The sequence below is a fragment of the Streptomyces flavusporus genome, assembly GCF_046267975.1.
Lineage (GTDB): Bacteria > Actinomycetota > Actinomycetes > Streptomycetales > Streptomycetaceae > Streptomyces > Streptomyces flavusporus.
Map to the genome: position 1 here is coordinate 3,132,026 of NZ_CP176503.1, position 13,471 is coordinate 3,145,496.

Below are 13,471 nucleotides of genomic sequence, written 5' to 3' on the forward strand. Positions count from 1 at the left end.
CACACAGGGGCGCCCTCCGGACGAAGACGCGGAAGAACACCCCCGGAGGGGGAGTCTTCAACGCTTTGGCGATCTGTCGCCAGACTTGACGGTGAATGGATGCACAACCGTGATGCTGTTCTGGGTTTTCCGTTATCCGGACAGCGGTTAACGGGGGGCGGACGGGGACCAAGTTGTGCAATTGGGACAAGGGGCGCCTTTCTACCCTTGTCTACGCGCGAAGAAGAAGCCCTGGTACGGACCGCGGGAGCGCCAGGGGCTGGTTCCGGTCAGTACCGTCCCTGGGCCGGCGGAAAGCCGTACCCGGCCGCCGGCGCCTGGACCGGGGCGGCTGTGTGTGCCTCACGGTCGTAGAAGGGGCGGGCATTGGCGCGCAGCCACATCGCGACCGGGTCGTACTCGTCGGACATCGCGACGGTCGACACCGGCAGCCCGTCCGGGACCGCGCCGATGGACTGCTGCATCATCGCGCGCACCGAGTCGACAGCGGGCGGCGAGGTGTCGTACACATCCAGCCCGATGGCGAGATACGGCGCCCCGAGCGAGGGCTGCACCCAGGCGCGGCGCAACGAGCGGACGGCTGGGGTGCGGTGGGCGTTCTGCGACAAAAGGGCATAGAACTGCGGAATCTGGATGCCGGGTTCGGACAGTCGCAGCGGGCCCGCCGGCTGTCGGTCCAGGCCGGTGGCGATCCGGCGCAGGTCGAGCCAGGGGATGCCGACGCCGCCGCCGGGGGCGTGCGGGTTCAGCCAGAGGCCGTAGTGGTCGGGGTAGAGGGTGCGGGCGACGTCGACTCCGTCGACGACCTCATAGGAGCGGTTCCAGCCGCTGGCCGACAGCTCCTGGGCCGAGGTGACGCACGGGGCGTAGCCGTAGCCCTCGACCTCCATGTTTCCGTACTGGGCGTCCGGGGAGCCGGCCTGGCCGTGCCAGAGCAGCATCCAGATCTGGCCGGAGGACGGGGTCGCGAGGGCGCGCAGCAGTGCCTCGTAGGCGTCGTAACGCCCCGGCGTCACCTGGCGCAGCATGTGCTCGACCTGGCCGGCCGCGGCCGTACCGCTCGCGCTCACCTTTTACCGCCCCTTCGTGCAACGCCCTCGTTCGAGCACCTAGCTTAAGCCCGCCCGCCCAACAGCTCGGGGCTCCGTGTCGTCTTGCGGATGCGGGTTGTTCTGGGCTGGTCGGGCCCACGCGGCGGAGCCGCATGTCGACACGGCCCCGCGCCCCTGGGCCGGCTGCCCCTCGGGGAAGTTTTAGAGGCCCCGTTGGTAGAAGGGGCGCACCCGCTCGCGCAGCCAGGTGACCACCGGATCCTGCGCCACGTCCATGAGGACCAGGTTGACCGGCCACTTCATCGGGACCTTGCCCAACGCCCGGCCCAGCGCGTCCAAGGGAGCTGCCCGTAGATCGCCCTCCCGCTGGGAGAGTTCGACTCCTACGAACATCACCGGGTCCGCCGTTTCGATCGCCGCCAGGCAGCGACGGGCCGTCAGGACCACGCCGATGCCCTCGAACTCCGCAGACGCCGCCGCGAGGAAGTCGACCGGGTCGTCCTGCCAGTCGGGCTCGAAGAGGCGGACGCGGCCGCCGCTCGTGAGCCCGTCGAGCGGGGTGCGCCCGGCCCGGCACAGTTCGGCCACGGCGGGCGGCGGCAACGGGATGCCGACCACGCCGCCCGGGTTGACGACGATGCCCGCCTGCGGGGGCAGGCCGCGGGCGAACTCCACGGCCGGGGCCACGGTGTACGACATGTGGGAGCCGACGACCTGCCGGAACTGCTCCTCGGAGCTGAAGACCGGCACGTAGGCCTGGCCCTCGATGTCCAGCGTGGGCAGGTCGAGCGGGCCGCTGTGCGGGCCGCCGCCGTTCGGCAGCGGTACCCACACGAAGCTGCGGCCCAGCACCTCGACGATCCGGCCGCCGACCGAGGGCACGCCGAGGGAGGCCGACAGCACCTCCTCCAACTCGTTGCCGGGCCATCCGCCGTGCGGATGGGGGTGCGCCTGCGCCGGGAAACCCCCGGAAAGGTCCGGGGGGAAGTCCGCCGGGAAGTCGTCCATCTGCCTACCGCCTGCTCCGTACCTCTGCTGCGGCTGAAAGGCTAACGCCCCGCACCGAGCAGGTCCCCTCAGCCCACGAAGCCGATGCGGCGCAGGGTGTCCGCCGCCTCCCGGTCGAGGAGGACCGCGCCGCCGCAGCCGTGCGGCAGGTCACCGCGTTCCGTGCGGCGCACCAGGCGGTCGGCGGCCCGGCGGTGGCGCAGGAACGCGTACCGCGAGACCCCTCGGCCGCGCTCGCGCTGGCCGGCCAGGGCCTGCTCGGGGGTGACGTCGAGCAGCAGCATGTGCAGTGTGCCGCCGCGGCGGCGGGCCTCGCGGGCCAGCCAGGCGCGCACCCAGGCCTGCGTACCGCAGTCGTGCACGACGACTCCCTCGCCGGTGCGCAGGGTGCGGCGCAGTCCGGCGTAGTGGGCGAGGCGGACGAGGGGCCGGTAGACCGCGTACGGCAGCCGGGCGGGCATGCGGCCGTCCCAGCGGTCGCGGGTGTCCTGGGAGTCGACGCGCAGTCCGCGCACCGCCCTGCGCATCAGGGTCGACTTGCCGCTGCCGGGCAGGCCCGTGACCACGACGAGGTCGCGGGGCCCGAAGAGCAGCGCATGCGGGCTGCGGCCCTCCCGCTCGCGCAGGTCGCGGACGACGGGTGACGGCAGCGAAGCGCACGCCTCCCTGGCCGGGGTGGTCGGCTGCTTGGGCAGCGCGAGGCCCGAGGTGGTGGCGTACGCCGTGGTCCTGTTCACCGTGATCGTCCTCCCTGGGGCGGTTCACGAGTCCCATCCCCGTCGAGTGTAAAGAGAAGGTAATGCTCGATGTCTCCTGTTTCCGTCCCCTTCCTGCAACAGCGCTGCTACAGCATGCCCCGCCCGGCTGTGCGGAATCTGCGCGGCCGCTGTTCGCGGGCCCGGTAAAGGCCCGGCAAGGTGACCCTGCCGCACCCGGCCGATGCATGCAATGATGGCCGCGCCAACTGCATACCGGCCGCTTGAATCCGCGCGGGAGAGTCCCCGGCAGCACTGCCGTCGGGGCGCCGAAGGAGCAAGTCCCTCCCTTGAATCTCTCAGGCCCCGTTACCGCGCGGGCGAGGCACATCTGAAAAGCGGGCCCTGCGTGCAGCGGCCCCACCCAAGGTGCAAGCCAGGACCAACAAACGGTCATGGCGAACCTCTCAGGTTCCGATGACAGATGGGGAGGAACGACCTTCCCGTCATGCCCTTGGAGACCGACCGATGAGCAGTACCGCACTCCGCCGCACCGCGCTCGATGCCCTGCATCGCTCGCTCGGCGCGACGATGACCGACTTCGCCGGCTGGGACATGCCCCTGCGCTACGGCTCCGAGCGCGACGAACACCTCGCCGTGCGTAACCGGGCCGGGCTCTTCGACCTCTCCCACATGGGCGAGATCACCGTGACCGGACCGCAGGCCGCCGCCCTGCTGGACTACGCGCTGGTCGGGAACATCGGCGGCGTCAAGGTCGGCCGCGCCCGCTACACCATGATCTGCCGGGCGGACGGCGGCATCCTCGACGACCTGATCGTCTACCGGCTCGCCGAGACCGAGTACATGATCGTGGCGAACGCCTCGAACGCCCAGGTGGTGCTCGACGCGCTGACCGAGCGGGCCGACGGGTTCGACGCCGACGTCCGCGACGACCGGGACGCGTACGCCCTGATCGCCGTCCAGGGCCCGGAGGCCCCCGGCATCCTGAAGTCGCTCACCGACGCCGACCTCGACGGGCTGAAGTACTACGCCGGCCTGCCCGGCACCGTCGCCGGCGTCCCCGCGCTGATCGCACGCACCGGCTACACCGGCGAGGACGGCTTCGAGCTGTTCGTGCAGCCGGAGCACGCCGTCGCGCTGTGGCAGGCGCTGACCGAGGCCGGCCAGTGCGTCGGCCTGGTCCCGTGCGGGCTGTCCTGCCGGGACACGTTGCGCCTGGAGGCGGGCATGCCGCTGTACGGGCACGAGCTGTCGACCTCGCTGACGCCCTTCGACGCCGGGCTCGGCCGGGTCGTGAAGTTCGACAAGGAGGGCGACTTCGTGGGGCGTGCGGCCCTCGCCGAGGCCGCCGAGCGTGCCGCTTCCGAGCCGCCGCGCGTCCTGGTCGGCCTGGTCGCCGAGGGCCGCCGGGTGCCGCGCGCCGGGTACGCCGTGGTCGCCGACGGCGCGGTGATCGGTGAGGTCACCTCCGGTGCCCCCTCCCCCACGCTGGGCAGGCCGATCGCGATGGCGTACGTCGACGCCGCGCACTCGGCGCCGGGCACACCCGGGGTCGGCGTGGACATCCGGGGCAGCCACGAGCCGTACGAGGTCGTGGCGCTGCCCTTCTACAAGCGCCAGAAGTAGCCACCGGCCCCACGTCAGCGTGACGCTCGGCACATATTGCCTGGTCATCCGCAGTTCCAGCAGTCCCCCATTCACCAGCACTCCCTCGCATACAGGAGAATTCAGGCCATGAGCAACCCCCAGCAGCTGCGCTACAGCAAGGAGCACGAGTGGCTGTCGGCCGTCGAGGACGGCGTCGCGACGGTCGGCATCACGGAGTTCGCGGCCAACGCGCTCGGCGATGTCGTCTACGCCCAGCTCCCCGAGGTGGGCTCCACGGTGGCCGCGGGCGAGACCTGCGGCGAGCTGGAGTCGACCAAGTCGGTCAGCGACCTGTACTCCCCGGTCTCCGGCGAGGTCACCGAGATCAACGAGGACGTGGTGAACGACCCGTCCCTGGTGAACTCCGCCCCCTTCGAGGGCGGCTGGCTGTTCAAGGTGCGCGTCGCCGAGGAGCCGGCCGACCTGCTCTCCGCCGACGAGTACGCCGCCCACACCGCCGGCTGAGGAGTCGTAGCCGTATGTCCGTACTGAACACCCCGCTGCACGAGCTCGACCCGGCGGTGGCCGCCGCCGTCGACGCCGAGCTGCACCGTCAGCAGTCCACCCTCGAGATGATCGCCTCCGAGAACTTCGCGCCGGTCGCGGTCATGGAGGCGCAGGGCTCGGTCCTGACCAACAAGTACGCCGAGGGCTACCCGGGCCGCCGCTACTACGGCGGCTGCGAGCACGTCGACGTGGTCGAGCAGATCGCGATCGACCGCATCAAGGAGCTGTTCGGCGCCGAGCACGCCAACGTGCAGCCGCACTCGGGCGCGCAGGCCAACGCGGCCGCGATGTTCGCGCTGCTCAAGCCCGGCGACACGATCATGGGTCTGAACCTCGCGCACGGCGGGCATCTGACCCACGGCATGAAGATCAACTTCTCCGGCAAGCTGTACAACGTGGTGCCCTACCACGTCGACGACTCCGGTGTGGTCGACATGGTCGAGGTCGAGCGCCTCGCCAAGGAGCACAAGCCGAAGCTGATCGTCGCCGGCTGGTCGGCCTACCCGCGCCGGCTGGACTTCGCCGCGTTCCGCCGGATCGCGGACGAGGTCGGCGCGTACCTCATGGTCGACATGGCGCACTTCGCCGGGCTGGTCGCGGCCGGACTGCACCCGAACCCGGTGCCGCACGCGCACGTGGTCACGACCACGACCCACAAGACGCTGGGCGGCCCGCGCGGCGGTGTGATCCTGTCCGTCCAGGACCTCGCCAAGAAGATCAACTCGGCGGTGTTCCCGGGGCAGCAGGGCGGCCCACTGGAGCATGTGATCGCGGCGAAGGCGGTGGCGTTCAAGGTCGCCGCCTCCGAGGAGTTCAAGGAGCGGCAGATGCGGACGCTGGAGGGCGCCCGCATCCTGGCCGAGCGCCTGGTGAAGGACGACGTGAAGGCCGTGGGCGTGGATGTGCTCTCCGGCGGTACGGACGTCCACCTGGTCCTCGTCGACCTGCGCAAGTCCGAGCTCGACGGGCAGCAGGCCGAGGACCGGCTCCACGAGGTCGGCATCACGGTCAACCGCAACGCCGTCCCGAACGACCCGCGCCCGCCGATGGTGACGTCCGGCCTGCGCATCGGTACGCCCGCGCTGGCCACCCGCGGCTTCACGACCGAGGACTTCGCCGAGGTCGCGGACGTCATCGCCGAGACGCTGAAGCCGTCCTACGAAGCGGCGTCGCTGAAGGCCCGGGTCGCCGCCCTCGCGGAGAAGCACCCGCTGTACCCCGGCCTGACGAAGTAACCCGCCTCCCGGGGCACCGCGCACACTGGGAGGTGAGCGCGGTGCCCCGCACCTTGTTCCACCCCTGTTCCTGAGGAGTCACCGTGGCCATCTCGGTCTTCGACCTGTTCTCGATCGGCATCGGCCCGTCCAGCTCCCACACCGTGGGCCCCATGCGCGCGGCCCGCATGTTCGCCCGCCGGCTGCGGGGCGAGGACCTGCTGGACTCGGTCGCCTCGATACGCGCCGAGCTGTACGGCTCCCTCGGCGCGACCGGGCACGGGCACGGCACACCCAAGGCGGTACTCCTCGGCCTGGAGGGCGCCTCGCCGCGGACCGTCGACGTCGAGACCGCCGACCAGCGGGTGGAGGACATCAGGTCCGTGGGCCGGATCCGCCTCCTCGGCGAGCACGAGATCGCCTTCGCCTACGACGACGACCTGGTCCTGCACCGCCGTAAAACCCTCCCCTACCACGCCAACGGCATGACCCTGTGGGCCTACGACACCGCCGGTGCCGAACTCCTCTCCAAGACGTACTACTCGGTGGGCGGCGGATTCGTCGTCGACGAGGACGCCGTGGGCGCGGACCGCATCAAACTCGACGACACCGTCCTGAAGTACCCCTTCCGCACGGGCGACGAACTGCTGCGCCTGACAAAGGAGACGGGCCTGTCCATCTCCTCCCTGATGCTGGAGAACGAGCGCGCCTGGCGGTCCGAGGAGGAGATCCGCGAGGGCCTGCTGGAGATCTGGCGGGTGATGCAGGCGTGCGTGTCGCGCGGCATGTCCCGCGAGGGCATCCTGCCGGGCGGGCTGAAGGTACGCCGCCGTGCCGCCGTCTCCGCCCGCCAACTCCGGGCGGAGGGCGAGCCGTTGGCGCACGCCATGGAGTGGATCACGCTCTACGCGATGGCCGTGAACGAGGAGAACGCGGCCGGCGGCCGGGTCGTCACCGCCCCCACCAACGGCGCGGCGGGCATCATCCCCGCGGTCCTGCACTACTACATCAACTTCGTGCCGGGCGCCGACGAGGACGGCGTGGTCCGCTTCCTGCTCGCCGCGGGCGCCATCGGCATGCTCTTCAAGGAGAACGCCTCCATCTCCGGCGCCGAGGTCGGCTGCCAGGGCGAGGTCGGCTCCGCCTGCTCCATGGCGGCGGGCGCGCTCGCCGAGGTGCTCGGCGGCAGCCCCGAACAGGTCGAGAACGCCGCCGAGATCGGCATGGAACACAACCTCGGCCTCACCTGCGACCCCGTCGGCGGCCTGGTCCAGATCCCCTGCATCGAACGCAACGGCATGGCCGCGGTCAAGGCCGTCACGGCGGCACGCATGGCGATGCGCGGCGACGGCCGTCACCACGTCTCCCTCGACAAGGTCATCAAGACGATGAAGGAGACCGGCGCGGACATGTCGGTCAAGTACAAGGAGACGGCCCGGGGCGGGCTGGCGGTGAACATCATCGAGTGCTGAGCGCGTCACCCGCGCCGCAAAGGGGAATCATCGACTCATCAACTCCCTTCCCCCACAGGCACTCCAGGGAGCGCCCATGCTGCGCGGCATCGACGTCAGCTCGTACCAGTCCTCCACCTTCGACACCGACGGGCTCTCCTTCGTCTTCATCAAGGCGACGGAGGGCCGTTCGTACGTCAACCCCAAGCTGTCCGCCCAGACCAAGCGCGGCCGCGACGCCGGACTCGTCGTCGGCTTCTACCACTTCCTCTGGCCGGGCAACCTCACCGCCCAGGCCGAGTACTTCGTCGGCAAGGCCCCGGACCGACCGGGCGACATCCTCGCCGTCGACTGGGAGACGACGGGCGACGGCACGCATGCGAGCAACGCGGAGAAGGACCGCTTCATCAGGAAGGTGAAGGAGCTGCGGCCGGACCGCCGGGTCATTCTGTACACGAACAGGAACTACTGGCTGACCGTCGACACGACGTCGTATGCAGGCGACGGCCTCTGGATCGCGGACTATGTGACGGCGGGCAAGCCCCGTATCAAGGCGAAGTGGCGCTTCCACCAGTACACGGACGACCCGATCGACAAGAACGTGGCCGACTTCGCGAGCAAGGCCGCGCTACGAAAGTGGGCCGACGACGCCTGACCCGCTCTCATTGCCCGCTACGGGCCGCCGGTTCCGCGCGGAGCCGCTCGGCGGGCGGGTCCGCGAGGTAGGTGTTCAACAGGTCGAAAGTGCGAAGCTCGGCCGGCAGAGCTTCGTACCATCCCAGGGCATGGAAATTACAGTTGCTGCAGAGGAGGCCTCGCACGCACCCACCACAACTTCGCCTCCCCGGGCAACACGCATGGTCATGGTCGATGTCCATCGCCCTCTGCCCCGAGTTGGCAACGCCGCAGACCGCATATTTTCCCTGCTGGAATTGCAGCAATAAATCGACGAATTCCCTGTTCACGTTGTAGTGCCCGAGGCGGACGTGCTCGGCGTTGCACGGCTTGCATTACGGCCGCGGAACGCCCGATGCATTGAGCTTCGAGTACTCCGACACGGGCTTGTACTCACCGCATCTGCGACACTCGACGATTCCCTGCTTGACCATCGCCTGTACGGCACCGTTGCCCCTCTTCTCGCGCAGCGGCGTGAGAGGTTTCCCCTTGCTCTGCTGCTGATAGTGACCAGTACAGAACCCTCCGGAAGACACCGCTCTCGCACCTCCTCTGAAGGAACATGTACGCCCATCAGCCGTTGCACGGTCACGATTGATGGGTGCCAGCCCTCTCCCTCGCCGGTGCTGCATGTAGTGCGTCCTGCACAGCCCATTTGTCAGTGGGTACCTGTCGGACGACCTGTCGCAGGCCCATCCGTCCCCACCCGCTTCGCACACCCTCACTCAATCCCCCGACAGCAAAGTCCTGTTGACGCACCATCCGATCAACGAAGGAATCGCACAGAGGTCACGCTTACGCACACAGAAACGACTCCACCTGGGCAAACACCAAACCGAACCGGGAGAGCATCACCTTGCACGCCGGGCTCGGAGTGGAGGGGGACGTGCACCCCGGGACGACGGTGAAGCACCGGTTCCGACTGGAGAAGGATCCTGTGCGCAGATCGACGGCTTCCAGAAGGGCTCATGAAGCAGGTCGTCGGACGGGGCCCTGCGCGCCAAGAACGGGATCACGAGCATCGTCGTGACCGGGGGCGTGGTGCGGCCCGGGGACCCGGTGAAGGTCGAGCTGCCGGACGGGCCGCACCGGCCTTGGAGATCGTCCGAGGTCAGCCGCGGAACGCCGCCGGGCGTTCCGGGCTCGCCGCCTCCAGCGCCTTGGTCACCGCCTCGACCCCGGCCCGCAGACCGTACACCGGGGTGTCGGGCTGCTGGCGCCAGGAGTCGTCGATGCCGCCGGCGTCGACCGTGTCGAAGCCCAGCTCGTCGATCAGTGCCCGTACGACCCGCTTGGCGGCCGCGTCGTCGCCCGCGACCGGAAGGGCCATGCGGTCGGGAACGCCGGCCGGGCGGGGGCGCTCCAGGATGTCCTCGGCGTAGGTGCCGTTGAAGGCCTTGATCACGGGATGGCCGATCTGCCGTTCCGTCCAACGGCTCTCGGTGAGTCCCTCGTCCTCGATCCCGGCGATCCGGCCGTCGCGTTCCTTGGGGTAGTAGTTGCCGGTGTCGATGACGGCGACCCCGTCGGCGGCCCCGTCGAGCAGGCCGGACGGCAGGTGGGGGACCGCCTTCACCGGGACCGTGATGACCACGATCTCGGCGCCGCGGGCCGCCTCCTCGACACGGACGGGGGTGGCTCCGGTCTCCTCGGCCAGTGCCGTCAGCGTGTGCGGGCCGCGCGAGTTGGCGACGGAGACGTCGTGGCCGAGGGCGGTGAGCCGGCGGGTGAGATTGCCGCCGATGTTGCCGGCGCCGATGATGCCGATCTTCATGACAGGGCCTTCCTGGGTCGGTGCTCCTGCTCTGCCGATGGGCATCAGCAACCTCGGATCGGGATGAGCTATTCCCCGCCTTGCGCCATCCGGGCCGGCGCCCTCAGACCCGTACGACGATTTTGCCCGTGTGCCGACCGGAGTCCATCAGGCGATGGGCGTCCCGGACGCGGTCGAGGCCGTCGAAGACCTCCGCGACGACGGGTCGCAGGGTGCCGTCGGTGAGGCCTGAGCCGATGTAGTGGGCGGCGCGGCGGCGGCCGTCGGCGGTGCCGGTGAGGGCGAGGTTGTTGTAGCCGTGCACGGTCAGCGGCCACTGCATGGGCAGCTGGGCGGTCTGCAGGCTCAGCCAGCCGTAGCTGACCAGCGTGCCGTCCGCCACGGCCGCCTCGCCCAGAGCGGCGAAGTGGGCGCCGCCGATCGCGTCCAGGACGATCTCGGCACCGCGCCCGCCGGTCAGCCGACGGGTCTTCTTGATCACGTCCTCGTCGTCGGAGACGATCACGTGCTCCGCGCCGAGGTCGAGCAGCTGCCGCCGCTTGGCTTCGGTGCGGGTGGTGGCGATCGGCACGGCACCGGCGCGGCGGACCACCTGGAGCGCGGCCGTACCCACCCCGCTGGACGCCCCGGTGATCAGCACCTGGTCGCCGGCCCGCAGGCCCGCGCGCTCGACGAGGGCGCCGTAGGCCGTCGAGTAGGTCAGCCAGACCGCGGCCGCGGTGACCGCGTCCACGTCGGCGGGGCGGGCGACCACCGAGGTCTCCGGCAGCAGGACCCGGTCGCCGTAAACGCCGTGGGCACTCAGCTCGAAGTTGGCCGCCGCGAGCACCGGGTCGCCCGGCGCGAAGGTGGTCACGCCCGCGCCGACCGCCTCGATGCGGCCCGCCGCTTCATACCCGTTGCGGGAGGCCGGCAGGGTCGGCTGGTAGAAGTAGTCGCCCGAGCGGAAGAGCGCCTCGGCACGGTTGAGCGCCAGCGCCTCCACGGCGACGAGGACCTCGCCCGGCCCGGGCGCGGGCAGCTCGACCTTCTCGACGGACAGGACGTCGGGGCCACCGGTTTCATGGAAGAGCACTGCACGTGCGGAAATCGTCATGCCAACGACGCCAGGAGTCGGCCGGGAGACGATCCATGCCCGGCAGTCTCGGTTTCCTGTCCGTCCGTCTCCCGTACCCAACCGGCCGGATACCGTGGGGACATGGACGTGCTCAGCGACGCGGTCGCCGCGATGCGCACCGGGCGGCCGCACTCCGTGCTCAGCGAGCTGCAGACGCCCTGGGGCATGCGTTTCGAGGGCTCGGGCGGCGCCGGTTTCCACGTGGTGCTGCGCGGCTCGGCCTGGCTGATCCCACCGCGGGGCGAGCCGGTCGCGCTGGGCCCGGGAGACGTGGCGTTCCTGGCGCACGGGCGCGGACACGTCCTGGCCTGCTCGCTGGACGCACCGCTGGAGGACGTACGACTCGACCCGGACGGCCGCTGGCCCGAACCGCCCGCTCCGGCGCGGGACTCGACGCCGGACGCGGTGCTCCTGTGCGGCGCCTACATGCTGGACCGCAGCCGCGCACACCCGCTGCTCACCGAGCTTCCCGAGGTGGTGCACCTGCCCGCCCGGGTCGGCGCGCACCGCTTGCTGCGCGCGGCCGTGGAGCTGCTGGGCGCGGAGCTGGCGGAGCCGCAGCCCGGCTCGGACACGATCGTGTCCTCGCTCCTCGACACGCTGCTGCTCTACTTCCTGCGCGCGTGGTGGCAGGGGGAGGGCCGGGACACCGGGCACCCGACCGGCTGGGCGGCCGCGCTGGCCGATCCGGGGATCTCGGCAGCGCTGCGCGCCCTGCACGCCGACCCCGCACATGCCTGGACGGTCAGCGAACTCGCCGCTCGGGCCGGGCTGTCCCGCGCTGCCTTCGCTGGCCGGTTCGCCGCGCTGGTGGGCCGGCCGCCGCTGACGTATCTGACGTGGTGGCGCATGACGACGGCGAGCCGGCTGCTGCGCGTGGACGACACCCCGCTGCGGCTGGTCGCCCAACGCACGGGCTACACCTCGGAGTTCGCCTTCGCCAAGGCCTTCAAGCGGGAGTTCGGGCTGGCACCGGGACAGTATCGGCGGCGGGTCTCCTAGGCGAGCGGATCCTGCGGAGCGTACAGATCCGGCGCCGGGCATGACGAAGGGGCGCCCGCAACCGAGGACCGGCCGGGACGCCCCATGCGCGCGTCACTTGTTCAGGTACGTCCAGAACTCGTCGAACGACAGGTGCTTGTCGCCGTCGAGGTCACGGCTGGCGATGACGGCCTCGGCGACCGCCTCGGTGACGTTCCAGTCGCCCCCCTGCGCCAGAGCGGTCTTGAACTCGGCCGCGGTGATCACACCGTCACCGTCCGAGTCGATCCGCTCGAACTGCTTGCGCGCTTCCTCGATGTCCGCCACCGATTCGCCCCTCGTCTCATGCTGTGTCCGTTGTGCTGACGAAGGTCAGATTAACGGTCCGGGTGAGCGCGCAACGCGGCGACCACCCACGAGAACTCCTCCTCGTACGTGGGCTGGGCTTCGAGGCCGTTCACGAGGGCCGAGAGTTCGCGGTACCGGGCGATCCGCGCGTTCGACGCCGCCGTCAGGCGGTCCAGTACGGCGGCCCGGTCGGCGTTGCCGAGCAGGCCGCGCAGGACGTCGTCGGCCTCCGGGGCATCCGGGGAGATGCCCTGGCGCAGCGCCTCCCCGGCAAGCTGCACCAGGCGGCTCATGAACCACAGGGATGTGCCCGCCGGGATCTCCGGTCCGCGGTCGGCCGCGTTGAACTCGACCATCCTGCGCATCAGTGCCCGGAAGTCCGGGTCCTGGATCAGCTCGGCGAGCTCGACCCATGCGTCGACCTGCTCGGGGGTCGGGTCGTCGGGCAGCTCCGCTGCCGCGAACCGCAGCCTGGTGCGGATGTCGGGGTCGGCCGCGTCGAGGCCCTCGAAGATCTCCGCCATGAAGTCCTCGACGATCCGTCCCCGCTCGGCGGCCGACAGCCGTGCCAGCTTGTTCATCAGTGTCATCTCCTCTGCGGTCGAGCCGCGTCGCGCCACGGTCGACAGCACCGCACGGGTCACCTTGAGCGAGCGGATCTGCGCGTCCAGCGCCGCCACGTGCGCCGCGGCGACCTCCGCCACCGTCCGCTCGCCGGCCAGCACCTTGCGGACGTCGTCCAGGCCGAGGCCCAGCTCACGCAGGGTGCGGATCAGTTCGAGGCGGGCGACGGACCCGGCGTCGTACAGCCGGTAGCCGCCCGCGGAACGCGTCACCGGGGGCAGGACGCCCTCGTCGGACCAGTAGCGGATGGTGCGGACCGTCAGCCCGGTCGCCCGGGCCAGCTCGCCGATGGTGAAAAGTGCGGTGTCGTTGTCGATCACGTCTGCGAGTCTGGGCCTTCCAGTGGGTGGAGACTCA

Annotated in this window: 14 protein-coding genes and 2 riboswitches; of the genes, 6 read left to right on the top strand and 8 right to left on the bottom strand. The window is 70.5% G+C overall.

Annotation, left to right across the window (positions count from 1 at the left end; translation table 11 throughout):
• Nucleotides 1–269 precede the first annotated feature (269 nt).
• The 3 genes from ACKTSN_RS14745 to ACKTSN_RS14755 all read right to left on the bottom strand — a co-directional run bounded on the left by ACKTSN_RS14745 (nt 270) and on the right by ACKTSN_RS14755 (nt 2,797).
• Nucleotides 270–1,070, bottom strand: a complete 801-nt coding sequence (locus ACKTSN_RS14745) for an enhanced serine sensitivity protein SseB C-terminal domain-containing protein (protein WP_409469550.1) — start codon at nt 1,068–1,070, stop codon at nt 270–272.
• A 183-nt stretch (nt 1,071–1,253) separates the two neighbouring features.
• Complete coding sequence (locus ACKTSN_RS14750; RefSeq protein ID WP_409469551.1) at nt 1,254–2,060, bottom strand: enhanced serine sensitivity protein SseB; 807 nt, start codon at nt 2,058–2,060, stop codon at nt 1,254–1,256.
• Between the two features lie 68 nt (nt 2,061–2,128).
• A complete protein-coding gene (locus ACKTSN_RS14755; RefSeq protein WP_409469552.1) occupies nt 2,129–2,797 on the bottom strand; it encodes an AAA family ATPase in 669 nt (222 codons plus the stop codon).
• A 243-nt stretch (nt 2,798–3,040) separates the two neighbouring features.
• Nucleotides 3,041–3,140, top strand: a riboswitch (glycine riboswitch).
• Nucleotides 3,141–3,249: riboswitch (glycine riboswitch) on the top strand. It abuts the riboswitch before it with no gap.
• Between the two features lie 34 nt (nt 3,250–3,283).
• Here ACKTSN_RS14755 and gcvT point away from each other — a divergent pair.
• The 5 genes from gcvT to ACKTSN_RS14780 all read left to right on the top strand — a co-directional run bounded on the left by gcvT (nt 3,284) and on the right by ACKTSN_RS14780 (nt 8,250).
• Entirely contained in the window at nt 3,284–4,402 is a 1,119-nt protein-coding gene (gcvT, locus tag ACKTSN_RS14760; protein WP_409469553.1) for a glycine cleavage system aminomethyltransferase GcvT, read from the top strand.
• Nucleotides 4,403–4,510: 108 nt separating this feature from the next.
• Nucleotides 4,511–4,888 (top strand): glycine cleavage system protein GcvH, encoded by a 378-nt coding sequence (gcvH, locus tag ACKTSN_RS14765; RefSeq protein WP_129800467.1) that lies wholly within the window; start codon nt 4,511–4,513, stop codon nt 4,886–4,888.
• Nucleotides 4,889–4,902: 14 nt separating this feature from the next.
• Complete coding sequence (glyA, locus tag ACKTSN_RS14770) at nt 4,903–6,165, top strand: serine hydroxymethyltransferase (protein WP_409469554.1); 1,263 nt, start codon at nt 4,903–4,905, stop codon at nt 6,163–6,165.
• Between the two features lie 83 nt (nt 6,166–6,248).
• Nucleotides 6,249–7,616, top strand: a complete 1,368-nt coding sequence (locus ACKTSN_RS14775; protein ID WP_409469555.1) for an L-serine ammonia-lyase — start codon at nt 6,249–6,251, stop codon at nt 7,614–7,616.
• A 76-nt stretch (nt 7,617–7,692) separates the two neighbouring features.
• On the top strand, nt 7,693–8,250 hold the full coding sequence (locus ACKTSN_RS14780) for a glycoside hydrolase family 25 protein (RefSeq protein ID WP_409469556.1): 558 nt from the start codon (nt 7,693–7,695) through the stop codon (nt 8,248–8,250).
• 7 nt (nt 8,251–8,257) lie between these two features.
• On the opposite strand, the gene ACKTSN_RS14785 is transcribed toward ACKTSN_RS14780, so the two are convergent.
• The 3 genes from ACKTSN_RS14785 to ACKTSN_RS14795 form a co-directional block, all read right to left on the bottom strand.
• Nucleotides 8,258–8,560 (bottom strand): endonuclease domain-containing protein, encoded by a 303-nt coding sequence (locus ACKTSN_RS14785; protein ID WP_409469557.1) that lies wholly within the window; start codon nt 8,558–8,560, stop codon nt 8,258–8,260.
• An 821-nt stretch (nt 8,561–9,381) separates the two neighbouring features.
• A complete protein-coding gene (locus ACKTSN_RS14790) occupies nt 9,382–10,044 on the bottom strand; it encodes an NADPH-dependent F420 reductase (protein ID WP_409469558.1) in 663 nt (220 codons plus the stop codon).
• A 103-nt stretch (nt 10,045–10,147) separates the two neighbouring features.
• Complete coding sequence (locus tag ACKTSN_RS14795; RefSeq protein ID WP_409469559.1) at nt 10,148–11,140, bottom strand: zinc-dependent alcohol dehydrogenase family protein; 993 nt, start codon at nt 11,138–11,140, stop codon at nt 10,148–10,150.
• A gap of 102 nt (nt 11,141–11,242) precedes the next feature.
• Between ACKTSN_RS14795 and ACKTSN_RS14800 the strand changes: the two genes are divergently transcribed.
• A complete protein-coding gene (locus ACKTSN_RS14800) occupies nt 11,243–12,163 on the top strand; it encodes an AraC family transcriptional regulator (RefSeq protein WP_409469560.1) in 921 nt (306 codons plus the stop codon).
• Nucleotides 12,164–12,256: 93 nt separating this feature from the next.
• On the opposite strand, the gene ACKTSN_RS14805 is transcribed toward ACKTSN_RS14800, so the two are convergent.
• Nucleotides 12,257–12,469: an EF-hand domain-containing protein gene (locus ACKTSN_RS14805; protein ID WP_224734314.1), complete on the bottom strand. Its 213-nt coding sequence runs from the start codon at nt 12,467–12,469 to the stop codon at nt 12,257–12,259.
• 50 nt (nt 12,470–12,519) lie between these two features.
• Nucleotides 12,520–13,434, bottom strand: coding sequence for a MerR family transcriptional regulator (locus ACKTSN_RS14810; protein WP_409469561.1), 915 nt, complete (start codon nt 13,432–13,434; stop codon nt 12,520–12,522).
• Between the last annotated feature and the right edge of the window lie 37 nt (nt 13,435–13,471).

Excerpts from the sequence above, each read along its gene's own strand:
- ACKTSN_RS14750 (WP_409469551.1), bottom strand. The coding sequence starts at position 2,060 with ATGGACGACTTCCCGGCGGACTTCCCCCCGGACCTTTCCGGGGGTTTC.
- gcvT (WP_409469553.1), top strand. The coding sequence starts at position 3,284 with ATGAGCAGTACCGCACTCCGCCGCACCGCGCTCGATGCCCTGCATCGC.
- gcvH (WP_129800467.1), top strand. The coding sequence starts at position 4,511 with ATGAGCAACCCCCAGCAGCTGCGCTACAGCAAGGAGCACGAGTGGCTG.
- glyA (WP_409469554.1), top strand. The coding sequence starts at position 4,903 with ATGTCCGTACTGAACACCCCGCTGCACGAGCTCGACCCGGCGGTGGCC.
- ACKTSN_RS14780 (WP_409469556.1), top strand. The coding sequence starts at position 7,693 with ATGCTGCGCGGCATCGACGTCAGCTCGTACCAGTCCTCCACCTTCGAC.
- ACKTSN_RS14790 (WP_409469558.1), bottom strand. The coding sequence starts at position 10,044 with ATGAAGATCGGCATCATCGGCGCCGGCAACATCGGCGGCAATCTCACC.
- ACKTSN_RS14795 (WP_409469559.1), bottom strand. The coding sequence starts at position 11,140 with ATGACGATTTCCGCACGTGCAGTGCTCTTCCATGAAACCGGTGGCCCC.
- ACKTSN_RS14800 (WP_409469560.1), top strand. The coding sequence starts at position 11,243 with ATGGACGTGCTCAGCGACGCGGTCGCCGCGATGCGCACCGGGCGGCCG.